The sequence below is a fragment of the Streptomyces sp. NPDC002537 genome (assembly GCF_053594975.1).
Map to the genome: position 1 here is coordinate 1 of NZ_JBSFWT010000092.1, position 22549 is coordinate 22549.

The 22549-nt window shown below is 72.0% G+C and carries 14 protein-coding genes; 3 read left to right on the forward strand and 11 right to left on the reverse strand.

Translation table 11 applies throughout. The features are described 5' to 3' along the window. Nucleotides 1-207: 207 nt before the first annotated feature. The 5 genes from ACWD4A_RS29820 to ACWD4A_RS29840 all read right to left on the reverse strand — a co-directional run bounded on the left by ACWD4A_RS29820 (nucleotide 208) and on the right by ACWD4A_RS29840 (nucleotide 5575). On the reverse strand, nucleotides 208-438 hold the full coding sequence (locus ACWD4A_RS29820) for a ferredoxin (RefSeq protein WP_451198683.1): 231 nt from the start codon (nucleotides 436-438) through the stop codon (nucleotides 208-210). After that, nucleotides 428-1702 (reverse strand): cytochrome P450, encoded by a 1275-nt coding sequence (locus tag ACWD4A_RS29825; RefSeq protein ID WP_451198685.1) that lies wholly within the window; start codon nucleotides 1700-1702, stop codon nucleotides 428-430. The genes ACWD4A_RS29820 and ACWD4A_RS29825 overlap by 11 nt, the downstream gene beginning before the upstream one ends. Before the next feature lie 69 nt (nucleotides 1703-1771). Next, a complete protein-coding gene (locus ACWD4A_RS29830; RefSeq protein WP_451198686.1) occupies nucleotides 1772-3262 on the reverse strand; it encodes an aldehyde dehydrogenase family protein in 1491 nt (496 codons plus the stop codon). Beyond that, nucleotides 3259-4662 (reverse strand): cytochrome P450, encoded by a 1404-nt coding sequence (locus ACWD4A_RS29835; RefSeq protein ID WP_451198688.1) that lies wholly within the window; start codon nucleotides 4660-4662, stop codon nucleotides 3259-3261. Before ACWD4A_RS29835 ends, ACWD4A_RS29830 begins: the two co-directional genes overlap by 4 nt. A gap of 58 nt (nucleotides 4663-4720) precedes the next feature. Continuing rightward, entirely contained in the window at nucleotides 4721-5575 is an 855-nt protein-coding gene (locus tag ACWD4A_RS29840) for an SDR family NAD(P)-dependent oxidoreductase (RefSeq protein ID WP_451198689.1), read from the reverse strand. Nucleotides 5576-5653: 78 nt separating this feature from the next. Here ACWD4A_RS29840 and ACWD4A_RS29845 point away from each other — a divergent pair, with 78 nt between their 5' ends. After that, entirely contained in the window at nucleotides 5654-6121 is a 468-nt protein-coding gene (locus ACWD4A_RS29845) for a nuclear transport factor 2 family protein (protein WP_451198690.1), read from the forward strand. Nucleotides 6122-6290: 169 nt separating this feature from the next. Here the strand turns inward: ACWD4A_RS29845 and ACWD4A_RS29850 are convergent, their stop codons facing one another. From ACWD4A_RS29850 to ACWD4A_RS29870, 5 genes are all read right to left on the reverse strand, one after another. Beyond that, nucleotides 6291-6734: an ester cyclase gene (locus tag ACWD4A_RS29850; RefSeq protein ID WP_451198692.1), complete on the reverse strand. Its 444-nt coding sequence runs from the start codon at nucleotides 6732-6734 to the stop codon at nucleotides 6291-6293. 45 nt (nucleotides 6735-6779) lie between these two features. Next, nucleotides 6780-9182, reverse strand: coding sequence for a KR domain-containing protein (locus tag ACWD4A_RS29855; protein WP_451198694.1), 2403 nt, complete (start codon nucleotides 9180-9182; stop codon nucleotides 6780-6782). Continuing rightward, entirely contained in the window at nucleotides 9179-15532 is a 6354-nt protein-coding gene (locus tag ACWD4A_RS29860; RefSeq protein WP_451198696.1) for an SDR family oxidoreductase, read from the reverse strand. The genes ACWD4A_RS29855 and ACWD4A_RS29860 overlap by 4 nt, the downstream gene beginning before the upstream one ends. Before the next feature lie 26 nt (nucleotides 15533-15558). Beyond that, nucleotides 15559-17316 carry an acyltransferase domain-containing protein gene (locus tag ACWD4A_RS29865; protein ID WP_451198698.1) on the reverse strand — a complete coding sequence of 586 codons (1758 nt, stop codon included), beginning with the start codon at nucleotides 17314-17316 and terminating at the stop codon, nucleotides 15559-15561. A 92-nt stretch (nucleotides 17317-17408) separates the two neighbouring features. Then, nucleotides 17409-18833, reverse strand: a complete 1425-nt coding sequence (locus ACWD4A_RS29870; RefSeq protein ID WP_451198699.1) for an NAD(P)/FAD-dependent oxidoreductase — start codon at nucleotides 18831-18833, stop codon at nucleotides 17409-17411. 668 nt (nucleotides 18834-19501) lie between these two features. On the opposite strand from ACWD4A_RS29870, the gene ACWD4A_RS29875 reads away from it, so the two are divergent. After that, nucleotides 19502-20413: an IclR family transcriptional regulator domain-containing protein gene (locus ACWD4A_RS29875; protein ID WP_451198700.1), complete on the forward strand. Its 912-nt coding sequence runs from the start codon at nucleotides 19502-19504 to the stop codon at nucleotides 20411-20413. Nucleotides 20414-20503: 90 nt separating this feature from the next. On the opposite strand, the gene ACWD4A_RS29880 is transcribed toward ACWD4A_RS29875, so the two are convergent. Further along, on the reverse strand, nucleotides 20504-21718 hold the full coding sequence (locus ACWD4A_RS29880) for an MFS transporter (protein ID WP_451198701.1): 1215 nt from the start codon (nucleotides 21716-21718) through the stop codon (nucleotides 20504-20506). Nucleotides 21719-21842: 124 nt separating this feature from the next. Between ACWD4A_RS29880 and ACWD4A_RS29885 the strand changes: the two genes are divergently transcribed. Beyond that, nucleotides 21843-22433, forward strand: coding sequence for a CGNR zinc finger domain-containing protein (locus tag ACWD4A_RS29885; RefSeq protein WP_451198702.1), 591 nt, complete (start codon nucleotides 21843-21845; stop codon nucleotides 22431-22433). Nucleotides 22434-22549 lie beyond the last annotated feature (116 nt).

The window sequence follows — 22549 nt, forward strand, 5'->3', positions numbered from 1 at the left end:
CACCCGTCAACTGCATCCCGTCACCCGAGTCCCCCGCGAACCGGATGATCACCCGCTCCAGCCTCCGCACCTCCTTCACGGAAACGGAACCCTCGGCGGAAGGGGGCTGCGGGCTGTCCGGTTGTGGACTGGAATCACTGGGCACTGCGTTCTCCCCGTCTGTTCATGTCTGCTGTGCGAGGTTCTGAGTTGGAGGCGTTTGTCCGGTCACTCCGGCGGTGTCAGCAACTCCCCACTCGCCTCGACCCGTACGAAGATGGCCTCCATGGGGCAGGACTCCGCCGCGCCGAGCACCTCCGGGTCGGCGTCGACGACCTCGTCCTCGGGGTGGGCCAGCCCGTCCTCCACGTAGAAGCGGTGCGAGGCGCTCGCGGCGCAGACGCCCGAGCCGACGCAGCGGTCCTCCGCCACCGAGAGCCGCCAGCGTTCATCGGCCATGGGTGTGTCCCTCCCCCGTCGTGCCGTCGCCGGCCGGTGCGGCGGCGAGGCGGATCTCCTTGAACGCGACGTCCATCCGGTCCGGTCCCCGGACCGCCACGTGCGGCCTGTAGTGCAGTGTTCCGGTGTTCAGCGCCGGTTCCACGAAGGACTGGGCGAAGGCGCGCAGGGCGATCGCGCCCTCCAGCCGGGCGAGCACGGAGCCCAGGCAGAAGTGCGCACCGGCGGCGAAGCCCATGTGGCTCGTGTTCTCGCGGGTGATGTCGAAGACGTCCGGATCGCTGTGCACCTCCGGGTCCCGGTTGGCCGCGGCGATCAGGACGAGGATCGGCGAACCGGCCTCGATCTCCAGGCCGTCGACGGTGAACGGCTCCGCGGCGATGCGGGTGATCATCTGTGCGGGGGCGTCGTAGCGCAGGACCTCCTCGACGGCCCCCTCGGCGAGCGAGGGGTCGGCGCGGAGCAGTTCGAGCTGCTCGGGGTGGCGCAGCAGGGCCTGGATGCCGTTGAGGATCAGGTTGGCCGTGGTCTCGTGCCCGGCGACCAGGAGCAGGATGCACATGATGATCAGCTCCCGCTCGGTGAGCTGGTCGCCCTCCTCCTCCGCCTTGATCAGCTCGGAGAGGATGTCGTCGCGGGGGTCCTGCTTGCGCTCCGCGATCAGCCGGGAGAAGTAGCCGATGAAGCCGGTGCGGGCCTCCTCGACCTCCTCGCCGACGTCGACCGCCCGCTGTCCGGGGACGAGTTGGGGGTCGACGGTGTAGGCGATGGCGGTCGCCCACCGCTCGAAGACCGGGTGGTCCTCCTTGGGCACGCCCAGCATTTCGCAGATCACCCGGACGGGCAGCGGGTAGGCGAAGGCGGAGACGAGGTCGACGCTGCCGTCCGCGGTGGCGATCTCCCCCAGCAGTTCCTGGACGAGGGCCTCGATGCGAGGCTTCCAGCCGTTGATGATGCGGGGCTTGAACGCCTTGCCCGCGAGCCGTCGCAGCCGGGTGTGGTCGGGTTCGTCGAGGTTCATCAGGTTGGGCTGCTGGGGCACCTTGGCGATGTCCGAGCCCGTGCGGTCGCTGCTCACGGTGGGGTTCCTGAGCACGGTCTCGCAGTCGGCGCGGCGGCCCACCACGACGATGCCGGAGACCGGGTCGAGGGCCGGGGAGGCGTCGCGGAGGGCGGTCAGGGTGGCGTAGGGCCGGGGGCGCGTCGCCGGGTCCGCGAGGGTCGCGAGGGCGGTCGACACAGAGGTCGGTGATGGGGTGGTCACGCTGCTTCTCTCGTTCTGAGTGGTCGGCGGCGGTGGCGGGTGGTGGCGGGGCCGGGCCCCGGCGCCGCCCTACCGGCCATGGGTCACGCGCACCATGCGGACCAGGGTCGTCATGGTTCCGGCGGGCCGGCTGAAGGAGTTCGGCCGCATCACCGGGCGGAAGCGCTGCCGGGTGACGGCCTTGGTGCGGGTGAACTCCCGCAGTCCGTCGGGGCCGTGGACGCGGCCGAAGCCCGAGTCGCCGACGCCGCCGAACGGCAGGGCGGGGATTCCGGCGAAGGCGATGACGGCGTTCACCGAGACCATGCCCGCCTTCAGCTTCCGGGCGATCTCCGGGCCGTTGGCGCGGGAGTACACCGACGCGCCGAGCCCGTAGCGGCTCGCGTTGGCCTTCTCGACCGCCTCGTCGGTGGTGGCCACCCGGTTGACGACGATGACGGGCCCGAAGGTCTCCTCGGTGAGGGCGGTCGAGTCCTCGGGCACGTCGGCGAGCACGGTCGGCCTCACGTACGGGGGCGTGACGGTCCCCTCGCCGCCGAGGAGCACGCGGGCGCCGCGGGCGACCGCGTCCCGCACGTGCCCGGTGATGATCTCGACCTGGCGGGGCATCACGATCGGCCCGAGGTCGGCCTCCGGGTGACCGCCGGTCCTCAGCGCCGCGGCCTTCTCCGTGACCAGGTCGAGGAAGCGGTCCGCGATCGCGTCCACCGCGTAGACGCGCTCCAGGCCCACGCAGGTCTGTCCGGCGTTGGACATCGCGGCCCACACCGCGGCGTCGGCGGCGGCCTCCAGGTCGGCGTCCCGGTCGACGATCATGGCGTCCTTGCCGCCGCCCTCGATGACCACGGGGGTGAGGTTCTCTGCGCACGCGGCCATCACGCGGCGGCCGGTGGCGCTGGACCCGGTGAAGGCGACCTTGTCCACGCCGGACCGGCACAGCGCCGCCCCGGTCTCCGCGAAGCCGGTCACCACGTGGAGGAGGGCCGGGCCGGGCACCGCCTCGGCGAGCGTGGCGGCCAGCCACTCGCCGACGCCGGGGGTGAGCTCGCTGGGCTTGAACACCACGGTGTTGCCGGCGGCGAGCGCGGCGGAGACCGGTCCGATCGGGATGAACGCCGGGTAGTTCCACGGTCCGATCACGCCGACGACGCCCAGCGGGCGGTATTCGACGGTGGCCGACTGGTTGAACATCAGCAGGCCGGAGGGGACGCGGCGGCGGCGCAGCACGCGTTCGGCGTTGGCGGCGGCCCAGCGCAGGTGGTCGGCGACGAGGACGACCTCCAGGCGGGCGTCGTCGGCGGTCTTGCCGGTCTCCGCGCAGATCAGGTCGATCAGTTCGTCGGCGCGGGCGAGGATCAGCCTGCGCCAGGCGTCGAGGTGCCGCTTGCGCCCGGCGAAGCCCAGCGCCTCCCAGTGGGGCTGGGTCTTCCGCGCGGCCGCGACGGCGGCGGCCACGGCGGCCTCGTCGTGCACGGTGTGCTCCCCGACGGTCTCGCCGGTGCGCGGGTCGAGGGAGGTGAACGACGGGGTGTCCTGCCCGGACTTCGCCACGGTGGTCACGGCCGCTCCCCCGCGGTGCGCGACTGCGGGACGACGAGGACCTCGGACGTCGGGCGCAGGGAGATCGAGGTGTCCCCGTAGCGCAGGAAGCTGCCGGGGACCAGGCTCAGCTTGAACCGCTGGTTGATCATCGCGACGATCATCCGGAGTTCGAGGAGGGCCATGAAGTTGCCGATGCACATGCGGGCGCCCGCGCCGAAGGGGAAGTAGGCCATCTTGGGCCGGGCCTTGACGGCCTGGGGGTCGAAGCGGTGCGGGTCGAACGCCTCGGGGTTGTCCCAGTAGCGCGGGTTGCGGTGGGAGACGAAGGGCGAGAGGAGCACGGAGGACCTGGCGGGGATGTGGAAGCCGCCGAGCTCGTCGGCGTCGACGGAGTCCCGCGGGTAGATCCAGATCGGCGGGTACATGCGCAGGCTCTCGTCGACGACCTGCTTGGTGTAGGTGAGGCCCTCGACGTCCTGTGCGGTGGGGACGCGGCCGCTCAGGACCCGCTCGATCTCCTCGTCCATCTCGTCCTGCACGCCGGGGTTGTTGGCGATGGACACCAGCGTCCAGAGCAGGGCGACGGCGGTGGTCTCGTGTCCGGCGAGGTAGATGGTGAGGATCTCGTCGCGGACCTCGTCGTCGGTCCAGCGCTCTCCGGTGACCGGGTCGGTCGCGGCCTCGATGAGCTCCATGAGGGGGCCCTCGCCGGTGGCCGCGTGGTTGGCCCTGATCTCGGTGACGAGGCGGGTGAAGATCCTGCGGTCGCGGGCGATCAGCCGGTTGCGCCTGGTCGGCAGCCAGGACGGCAGCATCTCGCCGACCGTGCCGTGCTTGAACATCACCTCGATGACGTTGTTCACCACGTCCTTGAGGACGGGTGTGGCCGGGCGGATGTCGTAGCCGAACAGCGAGTTGCTGAGGGTGACCAGGGTCAGCTTGAGGGTCTCGGTGACCAGGTCCACGGACTCGCCGCGGCGGGCGCGGGCCTCCCAGTCGTCGAGCATCGCGTTGGTCGCCTCGACCACGTTCGGCTCGATGGCGGCGACGGCCTTGCGCAGGAAGACGGGCTGGACGGCCCGGCGGTGGGCCTTCCAGTAGTCGCCGTCGGTGGTGAGCAGGCCGTTGCCCATGACGGTGCGGAACTGCTCGTACAGCGTGCCGCGCACGTAGTTGCCGCTGTTCTCCTTGAGCACCCTGCCGACCGCGTCGGGGTCGGTCACCAGGTGCACGGTCTGCGGGCCCAGCTGGATGCGGCTGACCTCGCCGTGGTCCCGCTGGGTGCGGAGCAGGAACTCGGCGGTGGAGCCCTTCCACTGCGGCAGGCTGCCCAGGACGGGTATGCCGCGGGGTCCCGGCGCCTGTCGGCCGGACGCCGCCCGTGCCGTTGTCGTTGCTGTCGTCGTTGTCGTCGTCATCGTGTGGTCACCTCGTGGAGTGTGGCGGGGAGCCGGCGGGGAGAGAACGGCCCGCGGTTTACGGCACCGGGAACTGGCGGCGGATGAACACGTTGTCGAAGACGGAGTCCGGCACCATGCGGCGCAGTGCGAAGGTGCTCGCGGCGAGGAGTCCGACGGGATAGCGGGCGCGCGGGCGGCGGGCGAGCACGGCCTTCTCGATGGCCGCGGCCACCTGCTCCGCCTCGATCGCGAAGGTGCCCGCGAGGGTCTTCCTGGTGCCGTTGTAGATGGCGTCGTAGTACTGGGCCGTCCGCTCGTGGAAGCGGCGGTACGGGGAGTCCTCGCGGCCGGACGGCAGGTGGTCCATGAAGGTCTGGCCCCAGGGCGTGCGCACGGGGCCCGGTTCGACGAGGGAGACGCGGATGCCGAAGCCCGCGACCTCCAGCCGGAGCGCGTCGCTGAGCGCCTCGACCGCGTGCTTGCTGGCGTGGTAGTAGCCGCCGCCCGGGGCGGCATAGCGGCCGAAGATCGAGGAGACGTTGACCACGGTGCCGCGGCCGCGCTCCCGCATCCCCGGGAGGACGAGCTGGGTCAGTCCGACGAGGCCGAAGACGTTGGTCTCGAACTGCTCGCGGACCTTGTCGAGTTCCGTCTCCTCGAAGGTGCCGGACAGTCCGTACCCGGCGTTGTTGACGAGGACGTCGACGGCGCCGTGTTCGGCCGTGACGGTCCCGACGGCGGCGCGGGCCGACTCCGGGTCGGTGACGTCCAGGGCCAGGGTCCGCATGCCGCGGGCGGCGAGGGCGTCGAGCGTCTCCGGTTTCCGCGCGGTGGCGAACACCCGCAGTCCGGCGTCGTGCAGCCGAATGGCGGCGGCCCGTCCGATTCCCGACGAACATCCTGTGACAAGCGCGGTGGGCCGCACGGACATTTACGCTCTCCTTTTCCCGGAACGGATCGGGCCGGTAGTGTGACGCCGCCACAACTCGACGCATGAACGGGGTTTTTGATGGTCTATCACAGCATTGTCAAGGCAAAGGTGCGGCAGGCGTTCGCCGAAATCAGCAAGGGTAATTGGCAGGCGATGGTCGACGGCATGGCGCCGCAATTCACCTATGTTTTCCACGGTGACCACGCGCTGTCCGGCGAGCGGAATACCCACAAAACCCTGACGCTCTGGTGGCAGCGCATCTTCCGCATCATGCCCGACCCGGTCTTCCGGGTGCGGGACATCGTGGTGGCGGGCGGGCCGTGGAACACCACCGTCGCCACGAGGGTGGAGGTGCGCGCGACGCTGCCGGACGGTTCGCGGTACGAGAACGTGATGCATCAGTTCCTCAAGATGCGCTGGGCGCGCATTTACGAGATCCGTACGCTGGAGGAGACCGGGGCCCTGCAACGGGCCCTGGACGCCTGTGCCGCCGCGGGCATCGCCGAGGCGCACGCCGCTCCGCTCACCGACCGGCCCCGGCCGTAGCGCCGGAAGACCGTGGCGCCGTAGGACCGTGACGCCGTAGGACCGTGACGCCGTAAAGCCCGTGCGCCGCAAGGGCGGTGGGAGCGGCCGGTTCGGCCGGCCGGGGGGTGGGCATCGACGAAGAAACCATCCCCCTGGCCGGCCGGGCTCGTGCGGTGCCGCCGCCGGGCTACTGGGGGGCGTCCCCGAAAGCGCCGAGCTGCTTCACCAGTTCCATGCTGTCCATCGAGAACCAGCTCTCGACGATCTTGCCGTCCTCGTTGAAGAGGTCGATGACGATTCCGGAGATCTCGAACTTCCGGCCCGACGCGGGAATCCCGTAGTAGTCGACGCCCGAGTGCGAGCCCCGCGCGGTGAAGCGCTGGACGATCTTGTTGCCGACCTCGATCCAGTCCTCGACGACGACGTGCATGTCGGGGAACGAGTCGCGCTGGATGCGGACCCACTCACGGAGGTGCTCGACGCCCTCGAACCCCTCGGCGATCGTGCCGTGGCTGATGTGGTCGGGAATCGCCTTCGCGTAGACGGCGTCGAGGTTGCCCTTGTTCAGGCACTCCTCGTAGTAGTGCTCCAGGAGACGGCGGTTGGCGCTCTTGGTGGTGGTGTCGGACATGCTTTTCTCCTTGTGTGTCTTTCTCTGGTCCGGCCGTGGTCGTTCTCAGCCGCGGTGTCCGACGAGCCCGGACAGCACGGCCACCGGGGCGTGCGTCTCGGCGTCGGTGACGCGCCAGACGCCGAGTGCGGGGTCGCCGGTGAGGCGCACCCGGTCGGGCTCCGGGCCCCGCACGGTGATCCGGGGCACGAGCAGCGGGTCCGCGGTGCCCGAGAGGCCGGGGGCCCGCTCGGTGGTGACGCGTACGACGTTCTCGATCGCGGCGATGGGGACCGCGCACTCCGGCGGCTGCGGGACCGCCCACAGATCGCCGGGGCGGCACCGGCCCACCTCCGCGGCCACCTGGTCCGTGCCCTCCCGCCGCCAGGACGCGAGCGGGACCACCAGGCCCCGCCAGCCCAGTACGGGGGTGTCCGTCAGGAGCATCGCCGAGGTGGACCGGCCCGTGGCGGGCAGCGCCCCGGTACCGGCCTCGTCCCGCTCCTCACCGAACACCAGCCGCAGGCGCGCCTCGTCGGTGGCGCCGGCATCCGGCCCGGCCGCGCGGAACGTGACGTCCACCGTCCAGCGGCCGTCGCGTTCCGCGCCGCGCACGTCGCGGCGCAGCCGCACCCGGCCGTCCGGGCCCCCGCACAGCAGCGACCAGGGCACCGAGATGTCCTCGACGGCCAGCAGGGTCTGCTCGGGCAGGTGCTCCGGGACCACCCATTCCGCGCCGCGGACGGCGCTCTCCAGGAGCAGTCCCAGGGGCACCGCGGGTGTGCCGCGCACCGTGAAGTCACCGACGGCCGGGGTGACGGCGGGGTCGAACTCCACGACGGACACGAGCCGTTCGTTCGCCCGGTACACCTCGGCCGTCCCCAGGTGGAACACCTTCGGGTAGGTGGTGGCGTAGCCGGGCAGGCACGGCGCCATCGGATAGCTCACCGCCTGCGCCGGGTCGAGCGCCTTCCCCAGCGGCCCCACGAAGCTGACCTCGCCACGGGTTCCGGCGAACAGTTCGGCGCGCCAGTGGGCGAGGCCCTCCGCGACGTCCATGGCGGCCATGTAGCGCAGGCTGGCCTCGAAGTTGGCGATCAGGCCCAGCTTGGCCCAGGTGGGCCAGGCCAGGGTCAGCACCGGGAAGGCGGCCTGCCGTTCGGCCCACATGCCCAGCCGGGCCAGGCACTCGTTGGCCGCCGCGTAGTCGAACTGGCCGACCATGCCGCCGAGCCTGCCGGTGAGCGAGCCCACCGTGCAGAACACCTTGAGGTCCCGGTCGCGCACCGCCTGGAACAGGTTGACGAAGGAGTCGACCTTGGTCGACACCACCGCGACGATGTCGGCGTCCGCCTTGCGCGGCAGCCGGGTCGGGCTGTCCACACCGGCGTTGTGCACCACCGCGGTGAGTCCGGGCAGCTGGTCGACGAGCGCGCGGACCTGGCCGGCGTCGGTGAAGTCGCACGGCAGGTAGTCCAGGCGCAGCCCCTCGGCGCGGGCGGACAGGAGGTTGCCGATCAGCTCCCAGGTGCTCTCGGCGCGGGCGATGTCGCGGCGGATGCCGGCGACCGGCCGCCCGTCGCGGTGCTGTGCCCAGAGGGCGGCCCGCCGCTCCCGGAGCGCGTCGGCGGTGTGCCCGGCCCAGGTGTCCTCGGGGGGCAGCGCGGAGCGGCCCGTCACCACGACGCGCATGCCGGTCTCCGCCGCCAGCTTCCTGGCCAGGGCCATGCCGATGCCCCGGCCGCCGCCGCTGATGAGCAGGGTGTCGGCCGCGGTCCACCGGACGGTGGCCGGGCCGGGCGGGACCGCCTCGGGCGTGAGGGTCCAGCGGCGTCCGTCGCGGTGCCCGATCTCGGTGAGCCCGGTCAGGCACAGCTCCTCGGCGACCAGCTCCGGCAGCCGGTCCGTGTCCGCGAGCGCGATGTCGAGGACGCGGGCGGCGCAGTTGGGCAGTTCGCGGTGGAGCGTCTTGGCGAGTCCGGCCCACAGCCCGCCCAGGGGCTGGGCGAGGTCGTCGTCCCGGTGGTAGCCCATGCCGCCGCCGAGGTAGGTGACGGCGAGGTAGCCGATCCGGTCGGCGGCCGTCCCCTCGCTCCACTCGGCGTAGCAGTGGCGCAGCACGTCGAACGTGCGCAGCAGGGACTCCCGCCAGTGCCCGGCGGTGGCGGGCGCGAAGGGCTCGGCGAGTGTGAGGTCGACGACGGTGTCCGGTACGGGACCGGCTCCCCCGCCGGTCCCGGGCGTGGGCACCACGTCGGCGCCGCGCTGCCGCAGGGTCGCGCGGACCCGGTCCGCGACGGCCGGTTCGCCGCCGACGACGACGATCCGCCGTCCCGCGAGGGGCCGGCCGGGGGCCGCCGCCCCGGCCGGTGCGAGGCTCCAGAGCATGCGGCGCACCGGCTGGGTGTCGGCGTCCCGGCCGCCGTCGGCCGCCGGGGCGGTCGCGGGGGCGTCCGTGAGCACGGTCATGCGGTCACCCCGTGGGCGCCGCGGTCCGCCTCGACGGCCGTGGGCGGGTGGACCACTCCGGTGGCCGGGTCGAGGTAGCCGATCACCGTGGCGTCCAGGTCCTTCATCTGGGCCACGACGTGCCCGCCCGGCGCGACGGCGACGAAGCGGTTGTCGGTCCGGCCGGTGTTGGAGAAACCGGGGTTGACCACATACAGGTCCAAGTGGCCGTGCTGCTCGGCGAGTTCGGCGTCGTTGGCCTGCTGGTAGAGGTCGATGCGGCGGATCGACAGGGGCGCGGCCACGGGCACCAGGCCGTCGACGGGGTCGAGGACGCCGGTGCGGGCGAGCGCGTCGAGGAGGATCGTGGGCATCAGGAACGCCCCCCAGGGGCCCGTCCCCTCCGTGAACCGCGGCCGGAACCGGGACCGGGACCCGTCGGCGTGCCGCCGGGTGTCCGTGGTGACCTCGAAGGGGCCGCTGAGCAGCACCGGGGCCGACTCGACGTGGTAGGGGTCGACGACCGGCCGCTCCCCCTCGGCGTCCCAGTCGCGCCACTTCGGTGCCGTGAGGAAGGCCGTGCTGACCAGGACCCGCGCGGTGAAGTGGGGCTTGTCCGCGACCAGTCGGACACCGGACGGGGAGACGACGTCGTGGGTGATCTCCACGGTCACCGTGGTGAGGTCGCCGATCCGTTCGCCGACGCGGGCGGTGATCTTCTTGGGTGCCTGGGGCACGCCGCGGCGGACCTGGAGGAAGTGCAGGAAGCGCACGTCCTCTAGGGCGACGACCACGCCGTCCGGCACCAGGTGCAGGGCGGCCTCCGCGGCGATCTCGGTGACGAAGGTGCCGGGCAAGGTGGGCACGCCGCGGACGAGGTGGTGCTCCAGGTAGCCGTCCGTGTCGAGGTCGAAGGGGCACTCGAAGCGGGCGACGGTGCCGCCGTCCGCGTCCGTGCCGTCGAGGACGCGGCGGAGGTAGAAGCGGCCCTTCTCGGGGGCGGCCCCGTCGAGGTAGCCGGGGTAGAACTTCTCGACGGTGGCCCGCTCCGGCGCGCCGAGGTGCACCATCGACGGCGCGCGGCGCGGTGTGGCCAGTTCGGCGAGGAAGTGCTCGATGCCCTCGGCGACGGGCATGTGGCTGTAGGACCCGGCCCGCTTGAAGTACTCGCGGGTCAGCTCGTTGGCGCCCATGCCGACCTCGTCCCACAGCGTCCAGCCGATGACGAACTCGTCGGTGCCGGAGGTGGCCGCGGCGTACCCGGCGGCGGTGGCCAGGAAGTCGTTGCCCGAGGCGTAGTCGGACTCGCCGCGCTGGCCGAAGTAGCCGAGCAGCGAGCCGAAGTCGCACCACATGCGCGGGGGGCGGCCGGCCAGTGCCCGGTGCAGGTTGCGGTGGGCGCCGACCTTGAGGTCGCGGACCCTGCGGAACTCGGCGAAGTCCTTGTCGCGGATCATCGCGGACCGGTTGAGACCGGGCGCGTTGACGACCAGGTCGATCCGGTCGTGCTCGGCGAGCACGGTGTCGATGGCGGCGCGCACGGAGTTCTCGTCGCGGGCGTCGCAGGTCAGGTAGGTCACCCGGCCCCGGCCGCTGTGCTCGGACATCCGGTCGAGGTTGCGCCGGGCCGCGCGGGCGTCGACCATGCGGTCGAAGCTCCGGTTGAGGTCGGCGACCTTGCCGCCGCCGGTCTTCAGGCCGTTGGAGATGTACGCGGCGCGGGTGGCCGCGAACTCCTCGTCGGTGCCCCGGAAGGTCTCCGCCGGGTAGTCCTCGATCGGGTTGCTGCCCAGGGCGTAGATCCGGCTGCCGTGGCGTTCGGCGACGGCGGTGAGCAGTTCGGCCGTGATGCCGCGGGCGCCGCCCAGGGCGACGACCACGGAGTCGCGGTGCAGCGGGGCGGCCGGGGCGCGGCCCGGTGCGGCGGCGGGCTCCCGGGTCAGGGCCGGGACGAGCCGCCGTGTCCCGTCGTGGTGGACGATCGGGAAGGTGCGGTCGGTGACGCGCTCGCGGCCCGCGAGGACGGCCGCCTCGGCGGGGTCGTCGGTGGCGACGAGGAGGGCGAAGCAGTCGGCGTCGGCCAGCTCCAGGTCCACGCACTTGGCCAGCCCGGTGAAGAGCCCGGCGAGCGGGTGGGTCACTCCCCCGGGCGCCGCCCCGAGCAGCAGGAACAGCACCGACGCGGTGGCGTCGTCGAGTTCCTCGAAGCGCTGCTGGAGCACCAGGAAGGCCAGGTCGTGCAGGGCGGACACCGTCGTGGAGTCCCCGGTGAGCGCGCCGGCGGCGGGCGCCGAGGCGGTCAGGTCGGTGACGACGGTGACGTGGCGCAGCGGGTGCGGCACGTCCGCGAGGGCCGCCCGTACGGACTCGGGCGTGCTCTCGACGTGGTGCAGGCCGGGCCGGGCCCCGTCGGGGGCGACCGTGCTGAACACGGTGACTCCGGTGGCGGACGCGGCGAGGCGCTCGGCGAGCCCGGGGCGGTCCGTGAGGATCACGGAGCCGTCGGGCACGGCCGCGACGGCCGGGCCGCGGAGGGCGGCGGGCGTCGGGCGCAGGCCGCTGACATAGCGCTCGACCTGTGCGTCGGCCGGTACGCCGGACCCGACGCGGGTCGCGGGCACGGTCTCGGCGGCGGCCGGGGCGGACGGTGCGGCGGCGGGCTCGCCGGCGGTGGTGACCACCAGGCGGGTCGCGACGTCCTCGCCGTTCTCGCGGCAGCGGATCTCGGTGGTGACGGCGGCGGGCCGCTGCAGCGCGCGCAGCACCTCGACACCGCCGGAGGCGGCGAGGTAGCGGCTGTGGCTGCCGTCGGACCCGCAGTCCAGGACGCTGTCGGCCCGGTCGGCGGCGGGCTTCGCGCCGGTTTCGAGCTCGTCGACGTAGGCCAGTACCTTCAGCCCGGCCTCGCGTGCCGTGCGCTCGGTGGTGAGGCCGAACAGGAAGGCGCCCTCGGCGAGTTCGGGCTCGCGGTCGCCGAACACCTCGGTGAGGAGGGCCCGGTACTCGTGCAGGGTGTTGCCGTTGATGCCGCCCGCGAGGACGAAGTCCAGCTCGCCGCTGTGCAGGTAGCGGGTCGCGGTGGCGAACGCCGACAGCGTCGAGGCGAGGCCCGCGTCCACGGTGATGTTGGGGCCCTTGAGGTCGAAGTAGTTCGCGACCCGGGCGGAGATGATGTTCGGCATCATGCCGGGGAAGGAGTCCTCGTTCGAGGGCGGCGTCATCGAGCGGACGCGCTCGCGCAGCCGGTCGACGATGCCGGTGAGCTCCGGCGTCGCCGCGATCTCGGTGTCCTCGCGGAAGCAGCGCTCGATGTCGTCGAGGTAGCAGCGGTTGGCGTAGAGCATGGCCGCGCGGGTCGGGCCCATGTGGCCGACGACCACACCGGTGCGCTCCGCGTGCTCCTGCCAGAACTCGGGCAGCTGGTTCCGCAGGTCGTGGGCGCAGGCGAGGATCATCAGCTGGCAGCGGTCGATGGTCCGTACGGTCGCCGGGGGCATCCGCACCTGCTGGAACGGCGGCGCGGGGTACTTGTCGCCGAAGCCGGGGTCGATCCGGTGGTCGCCGGCCAGCCAGCCGAGTACCTCGTCGCGGCTGTCGGCGCCGGGGAGCTTGGCGGACCAGCCGACCACGGCGATGCGGTCGGCGGGCGCGGGCCGGGCGCCGCCCCGGGGCAGCGCGGCCGCGGGGCCGCGGTCGGTGTGCTCCGTGAGGATCAGGTGGGCGTTGGTGCCGCCGAAGCCGAAGCCGGAGATCGCCGCGGTGCGGCGGCCGTCGGCGGTGGCGGGCCAGGGGCGCGCGCTGCTGGAGATCTCCAGCTTGGTCGAGTCCAGCTCGAACACCTTCGGCGCCGAGCGGAAGCGGTACTGGCCCGGGATGGTCTGCTCCTGCATGCCCAGGATGGACTCGATCAGGGAGACCACGCCGGCGGCCCAGCCGGTGTGTCCGATCAGCGACTTGTTGGAGGTCACCGTGGACGCGCGGTCGACGCCGTAGTGCTGGCGCAGGGTGGTGAACTCGGCGAGGTCGCCCGCGGGGGTGCCGGTGGCGTGCGCGTTGACCCAGTCGATGTCGTTGCCGCCGATGCCGCCGGCCGCCAGGGCCCGCTCCACGGCGAGGTTCTGTCCGGTGGAGCTCGGCGCGTAGATCGCCTTGCCCTTGCCGTCGGACGAGGAGCCGAACGCCTTGAGCACGCCGAGGACGCGGTCGCCGTCGGCCTTCGCCCGGCTCATCCGCTTCAGCACGACGACTCCGGCGCCGTCCGCGAAGATCACCCCGTCGGCCTCGGCGTCCAGCGCGTGCACGGCGCCCCGCTCGGAGAGGCCCTTGAGCTTGGAGAAGAGGACCGTGCCGCGGGGGGCCAGCGCGAAGGCGCCGCCGCAGACCGCGATGTCCTGCTTGCCCATCAGCAGACCCTTGACGCCGATGTCGATGGCGTAGAGCGAGGAGGAGCAGGCGGTGTCGACCATCTGGAACTGGGTCTCGTCGGGCAGCACGCCCCGCATGGCCTGGCGGCCGACCTGGTGCGGCAGGAACCGCGGGGTGGCGGTGTGGCCGCGGTGGTAACGGCCGGACAGGGCCCGGTCGACGCTGCCGAGCAGCCGCTCGCGGGAGCCCTCGGGCATGGCCAGCTCACCGGCGATCTCCGCGGTGAGGTGCTTGGCCGCGGCGAGCACCCCGGCCTCCTCCAGGTGCTGGCTGCCGTCGGCGGTGTAGCCCACGTGGAAGGAGAACCGGTCGCCCGGCTCGCGGCGCACGCCGTCCAGCGCCTGGACGAGCGAGTGGCGCAGCCACAGGGTGGTGAGCTCGGTCTCGTCAGGGGTGCCGACGAGCCCTTCCAGGGCGGCCCGTTCGGGCTGGAAGTCGGTGATGAAGACGCAGTGGTCCTGGTAGCCCTTGTCCTCGTCGGCCCGGTCGGGCGAGGAGAAGCTGGCGCGCTCCCAGCGGTCCTCGGGGACCTCGATGAACAACTCGCGCCCGGTGGTGCGCAGTTGCCAGAACTCCTCGGGACTGTTGGCACCACTGACGGCGAGCCCCATGCCGACGACGGCGATCTCGTCGTCGCCCCACTCCTGAACACTGTCCACGACTGCGGGGTCGGCTACCGCCGCGGGTACGGGGGCGGCTGCCGCCTGGGGTACGGATTCGGGTGCCGACGGTTCGGGGTCGGCTGCCGCCGGGGCCGGGGCGGCTGCCGCCGCGGGTACGAGGTCGGTGGGTGCCGACAGCTCGGGTCCGGCTGCCGCCGGGGCAGCGCCTGCAGCCACTGCGGATGCGGGAGTGACTGCCGCCTGGGGTACGGAATCGGTTGCCGACGGGGCGGAAGCGGCTGCCGCCGCAGGTGCGGAAGTCGGCGCCGTCTGCGCCAGGTCGGCTGCCGCCGGGCGTACGAGGTCGGCGGGTACCACCGGTTCGGGTCCGGCTGCCGCCGCAGGTGTGGGCGTGGCGGACCGCTGGGGCTCCGCGGCCGCGGCCGCGATTTCCGTACGAGCGGCGACGCCGACCGCGGACGCGGCGGCAGCCGACCCCGTACGGACGGCGGCGCCGTCGGTCGCGGCCGTCTCCGTCCGCGTACCGGATTCGGTCGTACGCCCTGCGCGCGGAGAGAGCAGGGAGGCGCCCAGGGTCAGGCCGCCGTCGGCCAGGAGGACCTGGCCGGTGATCCAGCTCGACCTGTCGGAGGCCAGGAACGCCACGACCTCGGCGAACTCCTCCGGGGTGCCCAGGCGGCCCAGCGGCGTGCCCGCCACGATCGCGTCCTGCATCGCGGCGGCGTCGGGGAAGGCGTCGGCCACCTCGCTGGTCAGCATCGCCGCGGAGGCGGTGTTGACCCGGATGTTCAGCGGCGCGAACTCGACGGCGAGGTAACGGGTGACGGCCTCCGCGGCGGCCTTCGCCGGTGCGCAGGCGAGGTAGTTGGCCATCACCATCTGGGAGCCGCCGAGCGCGGACACGGTGACGATGGAGCCACCGCCGCCGCGGGCCATGAGCGGGGCCGCGGCACGGGCGCAGCGCAGGCCGCCCTTGAGGTTGGTGTCGAGCGCCTTGTCGAGGTGGGTGTCGGTGAGCTCGGACACCGGGACGAGGGCGCCGTTGGCGGCGTTGTTGACGAGGATGTCGAGGCGGCCGAAGCGGCTCTCGATCTCGGCGAACATCCTGGTGACCTGGTCGGGCTGCGCCACGGAGGCGCGCAGCAGGTCGACCCGGGCGCCGCGGGCCCGCAGTTCCTCCTGGGTCCGCTTGGCCTGTTCGTGCGAGTGGAAGTAGTTGATCAGGACGTGCGCGCCCCGGTCGGCCAGGGTGGTCGCGATGACCTTGCCCACGTTGCGGGCGCCGCCGGTGACCAGTGCGACCTTGCCGGTCAGATCCCTCATGGACGTCTCCTTTTCGGTGGCCCGGCTCACGCGGCGGCGCCTTCGAGCCTGCCGAGCTCTTCCTCGATCAGTCCGACGATCTTGTCGAGAGTCTCGTAGTCGGCCAGCCGGAAGTCCGACGACCGCGCAGGCAACCCGAAGTGCTGCGACGCACGCGACATCAACTCCACCTGCTTCACCGAATCCACCCCCAACTCCGCCTCCAACAACGCATCCGGCGTGAAAACCTCCTCCGGATACTCCAAAGCCTCCGCATACAACGCCCGCACCGAAGCAAAGAGATCAGCGCGACCAGGCACCGCGGGCGCAACAGCAGTCGGCGCAGCGGCCGTACCGCCGAGCTCCGTCTCGATCAGTCCGACGATCTTGTCGAGGGTCTCGTAGTCCGCCAGCCGGAAGTCCGACGACCGCGCGGGCAACCCGAAGTGCTGCGACGCACGCGACATCAACTCCACCTGCTTCACCGAATCCACCCCCAACTCCGCCTCCAACAACGCATCCGGCGTGAAAACCTCCTCCGGATACTCCAAAGCCTCCGCATACAACGCCCGCACCGAAGCGAAAAGATCGGCGCGACCAGGCACCGCGGCGACGGCAGCAGGCGCGGCGGCAGCCGGCTCGGCGGCGGCGGTCGTGGTCGTCCCGCGGAAGGCGGCGACCTGGCGGCCGACGAGGTCGAGGACGTCCTGGCGGGCCGTCGCCCAGAACGTGGCGAACTCCCGCTCCGTCAGCTCGGGCACGAGGTGGCGGCGAAGGCTGTGCAGGCCGTCGCCGGTGGCCAGGCCCAGGCCCTGGAGGGAGGCGAGCGTGCCGGGCAGCCGCAAGACGTTGCCGCGGCCGACGGAGAGCGTGGAGAGGACCGTCAGCTCGTCGCCCGCGGTGTCCTGGAGGACCTTGGGGACGAGGGCGGTCAGGGTGGCGCGGCCGCCCGCCTCCACGAAGGTCCGCTCGCCGCGCCCGTGGAGGGCGCGCACGGCGGTGGAGAACTTCACCGGGAGGGTGAAGTGGTCGGCCAGCCGGTCGGCCAGGTTCTCCTCCGGCTCGTAGAACCGCTGGAGGATCGGCGAGTAGACCGGCGCGGTCAGCGGCTGCCGGGCGAAGCCGCGGACGTAGTCGGCGAACTGCGGGGCGGCGTCGGCCAGCGAGGGGTTGTGGAAGGCGAAGGCGGCGTCGAGGTCGACGCAGCCGACCTTCAGCTGCTGGGCGATGGCCCGGACGTGGCCGAGCGCCGGGCGCGGGCCGCTCAGCACGGTCTGCAGGTCGTGGTTCTCCGTGGCGACGGCCAGCAGCGGGTCGGCCACCAGGCCGACCAGGTGCGCGGCACGGTCCGGGGAGGTGGCCAGGGCGACCATCGCGCCGCCGCCCGCGTCGCGCTCGGCGATGACAGTCGTACGGCGGATCACGATGCGCGCGCCGTCCTCCACGGAGTACGCGCCCGCGGCCACCAGTGCCGTGATCTCGCCGAGGCTGTGGCCCATGAGCACGGAGGGGCGTACGCCCTGTGCCGTCAGCACCTGGTGGGCGGCCAGTCCGGCGCCGTAGATGGCGAGTTGCGAGACCCAGCACTCGTCCTGGAGCAGCGTCGCGAGCTCGACCGGCCGGTCGCCGAACAGCACGTCCGACACCCGGCGCGAGAACAGCTCGGTGGTGACGGCGTCGATGCGCTCGAAGACGGCGTGGATCTCGGGGTGTTCGTGGCGGGCGCGGTCGAGGGCGACCCCGTCGAAGCCGCCCTGACCGGGAAAGAGCAGTACGGGCCCGGTGGCGGTGTCCATGGTGTGCATCGTGAAGTTCCTCCATGCGAGGCGTAGTCGGACTTGGCCCACGGGCCGGCGGGACGTGGGCGGGGTGCGGAACGGGCGTGCGGCGCGGCCCGTCAGGGCTTGCGGCTCCGCAGCAGCAACTCGCCCATCGGCCCTAGGGGGCCCGCCATCAGCCGGTCCGCGAGCGCCGCGGGTGCCGCGGGTCGCCCCGGGACGCCGTGCAGCAGCCAGCGCAGCAACCGGATCTTCGGCGGCAGTCCGCCGTTCTCGTTCAGGTAGTCGAACAGCTCCCGGAAGGATGTCCGGGAGTAGAAGTCGGCCGGCGGCACGACGGTGGCGAAGAGGCCGATCATGCCCCGCGCGTGGTGCGGGCTGCGGCTCATCGCCTCGATCAGCGCGCGTTCCTCGGGCGAGTGGTCGGCGATCCGCGCGTAGTCGCGGGTGTAGTCGTAGTGGTCGACGATCAGTTGGTCGCGGCGCCACCGGTAGGCGGACAGGGCCCGGTCCATCGGCAGCCGGCCGGAGAGTCCGTCGTCGACCGCGTCCGCGAGCAGTTCCGCGCCGATCACCGCGTGGGTGATGCCCGAGGCCGTGATGGGGTCCCGGGTGGCGGAGGCGTCGCCGACCAGGGCCCAGCCCGGACCCCGTGGATCGCGCAGGAAATTGGGCACCGCTCCGGTGAGCCAGCGGTCCGCCCTGCGGGTTTCCCGGAGTTGCCCCGCGAATTCCTCGTCGACATCGGCGAAGGCCGCGATGACATATTCGTCGATGGCCTCTTCGGAACTTCCGGTGGGGAAATCCTCGGTGGGCCAGGCGACTCCGACGATCGTACGCCCGTCATGTGTCGGCCAGGTGAACGGATGACGCCGGTTCTTACGATAGGTCCGCACCAGGGACCCTTGCGGGAGCCCCTCCCAGTACGTCCAGTAACTCTTGCTCAGGACCGGTTGGTCCCGATATTTTTCCGCCCCGACGAGTTGGGCGATCCGGGAATTCTTGCCGTCCGCGCCGATGACGACGGCCGCCTTCTCGGCGAACGGGCCGGACTCCTTGGAGGTCCCGGTCACCCCGATGACGGTGCCGCTGTCGTCGCGCAGCAGCCCCTGGACCGAGACGCCTTCGCGCAGCTCGGCGCCCGCTTCGACGGCGCACTGCACCAGCGCGTGGTCGAGTGCCAGGCGCGGCGGCGACAGCGCGAAGTCCACTTCGTCGGCGGCGGGCAGCCGCGCCTCCAGGCGGATCGGGCCGGACTGCAGGCCGTAGTGGGTGATCCGCGGGATCTCATGGCCGGTCAGCTTGTCGAGCACTCCCCAGCGCTGCAGCCTGAGCACGCCCGGCGGATGGATCAGATTGGTGGAGGAGGAAGTGCGGCTCGGGAAGCGGGCCCGGTCGACGAGAAGCACCCGGTGCCCCCGTCGGGCCAGCAGCATCGCCGTGGAAGAACCAGAAATGCGTGCACCCACGACAATAGCGTCGTACATCCGCGCCCCCGTTGCACAGATAGTTTTTCCGATACCGGAAAACGGTCCCGGCGCCATTGCCGGACGGACCGTCCGCGATCTTTCTCAAGTGCCCGGCCGCCCCCCGGCGCCACGTCGGCACTCGTCCATCGGAGCACTACGGCCCGATACCGGAGGAGATTAACAAGGCGCCACTCCGGGATGTCAATGCATTTAGGTAATGACCAGTTATTTTCCGCGTGGCGAGAAGCGTCGACTTTCTCACCGGGCGAGAAAACCCCGGCACATTGGTAAAACTTTCAACCTTTCAACGGCCGTGCCGGGTGTGACGCGGGACTCAGAGAATGGCGTGATCCCGTGTTGTATGGTCGGCCCCGGAGTACCAAGCGGCACCCGAGGGCCAGGCCCACGCGGCGCCGCACGGCAACTTGTTCACCGGGGGGTGGGATGTATGACGAGGTCCCGAAGGACTGCATCGGCAACCGCGAGTACGCGGACGGCATCCACATCGGCGGTACCGCTCTTGACTCCCCCGTGCCATGACCGCCGGGGCCGCGCGGCCCGCGCCTAGCCGCCGCCGGACCCGCTCGCACTTCTTCCCCGTCGGGCCGCACCGTCCCCGACGTCTGCCAATTCCCTTTTCCCACCGGAGTTTCCGACGTCGGCGCAGCCATGCGCCGACGCCCTGTCGGCACCCAACCGGAACCTGCCGTACCGCACGGTTCCGCCCCGAGGAGCCCACCTTCATGTTCACCTGCCCCATGCCGGACCGGCGCGACCGCACCCGGCCACGGACGTCACCGGCGGGCACGGTCACCGTGCCCGCCGGTGCGCCGAGCGGGTCCGGCGGCACCAGCCACGCCGTTCGGGTCTTCCGCGTACAGGAGGCGTTCGCCCAGCTCGGCGGAGAGGCGCACAGCCTCCGGGAGTTGGCGGGCGTCTGCGGTCTCGACGACTCGGCGGTGCACCGCATCCTCCAGTCCGGAGTGCGCCACGGCACCTTCACCCGGGTCGGGCGCGGGATGTACCGCCTGGGGTCGTCGGCCGCCCAACTCGGCATCCACGCACTGCTCCACGCGCCGAACATCGATGCCGGCGTCACGCTGGAGCGACTGCGGCGGGACACCGGCGGAGGGCTGGTCTTCCTCTACTCCCTCTATTCCCTGACCCACTTCGGCGGGGCGCAGCGCCAGTGCGCCGACATGGCGGTCGGCGAGTCCGACCTGGCGGAGCTCGGGCTGACGCCCAGGGAGCTGATGACCGTGGGCCGTTCCCTGCGGACCGGCGCCTCGGGCCGGGTCATCCTGGCGCACCTGCCCGGACCGCTGCAGGAGCGGGCGCTGGCGGAGCCGGTCCCCGACGGGGTCGGGCCGGGTGCGTACCGCGACGACGACCGGCTGCTCGCCTCGCTCCCCGGCATCCGGGACCGGGGCCACGCCGTCGGGATCGAGGAGTGCCTGCTCGGCTGGAACTCCTGTGCCGCGCCCGTCTTCTGGGGCGGTTCCGTCATGGGGTCGGTCGTGTTCCTCAAGCCTTCGGACGTCATGCCCACGCCGTCCGAGGCGGACATCGCCGCCATCAGGGCCGCGGGTGCCGAGATCAGCCGGCTGCTGGACGAGTCGGCGCCGGTCGCGGTTCCGTACCGGGTGACCGCGTAGCGCCTCGGGCGCCAAAAGGCGCTCCCGCCCATGGGCCGTCTCGGGGGATGACGGTCCGTGGGCGGGAGCTTTTTCAGGGTGGTATTCAGGTCACCGGGCGGCGGGCGCCGGCTCGCCCGCCGGGGCCGCGGCCTCCGCCGCCTTCCGGCCGCGGCTGATGAGGAGTTGGCCCCACTCGCCCGCCAGCAGGCCGACGACGACGATCGCGGCGGCGGGGATGCCCAGGTGCTTCATGCTGACACCGTGGTGGACGATGAAGCCGCCGACGATCGGGGCCAGCGAGACGCCGATGTAGTTGGCCGACGAGCTCAGGGAGATCGCCAGCGGGGCGGCGGTGGGGTTGATCCCGACCAGCCGGTGCTGGATGGGCACGAGCATCGCCCAGCCGCAGGCACCCCAGATCATGAGCGCGATGAACGCGGTGACCAGGTGCTTGCTGGTCCACGGGGTGGTGGCGAAGACGACCACGGCGATGACGCCCGCCGTGTTGATGATGATGCGGTTGCCGATCTTGTCGGTGAGCTTGCCCGCGGCGAAGTTGCCGATCACGGCGGCCACGCCCCAGGCGAAGAGCAGCCAGGCGAGGGTGCGGGTGTTGCCTCCGGTGGCCGGGTGGAAGACCTGGCTCACATAGGTGTAGAGGATGAACAGGCCGCAGTAGGCGACCGTGAGCAGGGTCAGGGTGAGCACGATCTTGACGTCGGAGAGCGGGGAGAGCCGCTGCTTCAGCTTGACCTTGGGCGGCGCGGGCACCGCGGGCACTCCCACCGCGACGGCCACGGCCCCGACGAGGCCGACCCCGGCGACGAACATCATCGTGCCGCGCCAGTCGGTGAAGCTGCTGATCGCGGTGCCGATCGGGGAGCCGAGGGCGGTGGCGGCGCTCAGGCCGCCGAAGAGGATGGCCAGCGCCGCGCCGCGCTTCTCCGCGGGCGCCAGTGCCACGACCGTGGCGCCGGAGGTCGGGGTGAAGGTGGCGCCGCCGAGCGCCGCGACCACCCGGAAGGCCATCGCGACCTCGAAGGAGTTCGCCAGTCCGGTGCCGATGTTGCCGATGATGAAGATGGCGAGGCCGATGAGCAGCAGCTGCTTCCGCGGCACCCGGGCGGCGACCGTGGCGATGACGGGGCCCAGGATCGCGTACGACAACGCGTAGGCCGTGATGAGCTCGGCGCTCGTCGAGACGCCGACGTCCAGGTCCTTCGCGACTCCCGGCAGGATGCCCGCGACCACGAAGCTGTCGGTGCCGATCGCGAACATCCCGATCGCGAGTGCGACGAGCCGCAGAGTAAGTCTTCTGTCCACGCTGTTCATCCAGCCTGTTCCGCGGCCACAGCCGCCCTCTAACGGAGAAAGTTATTTATTGCCGTTATCGCGAGGTGGAGACTACTCAGTCTCACGGGAAATCACAAGCGTTACCATGAGAGCCATGGATGCTCCCCAGCACGCCTCCCCGACCTCGTCGCCCGGCGAGGACCTCTTCAGCTCGCTCGCCCTCGTCAACACGGAGCTCAATCTGCCGAGCGGTCCGTACGACGGGCTGACGGATCCGGCGGCCGCCGACGCCTGGCTGGCCCGAAAGGGACTCGTCTCCCGGGGCACACACACCGACGCGCACCAGACCGCACGGCTGCGGGGCCTGCGCACGGCCCTGCGCGACCTCTTCCAGGCGCGCGTCGCGGGTGCGCACCCGGAGCCCGGGAGCCTGGACCGGATCAATGACGCGCTGGCCGCGTCCCCCGGCACCCGCGCGCTCGGCTGGTCCGCCGACGGCCCGTATCCCCTGACCCGTTCGGGCCCGGGAGATCCCGTGGACGCGGCACTGACCCGGCTGGCGGAGGACGGCGCCGACCTGCTGACCGGGGCCGAGGCCAAGAAGATCGCCATCTGCGGCGCCCCCGGCTGCACCCGGCTGTTCCTGCGCTCGCACGCGGCCCGGCGCTGGTGCTCGGACCGCTGCGGCAACCGCGTCCGGGCCACGCGCCACTACACGGGCCGCAAGGCGTCCGCCGAGTCCTGAGGCCCCTGCGGCATAAAAAGTGGCATAAAAAAGCGCCGGGCGGGCTGGATGCGTGATCCAGCCCGCCCGGCGTTCGAATGCCCGGAGCCGAGGGCCCCGCGATCGGTTGTCCGGCT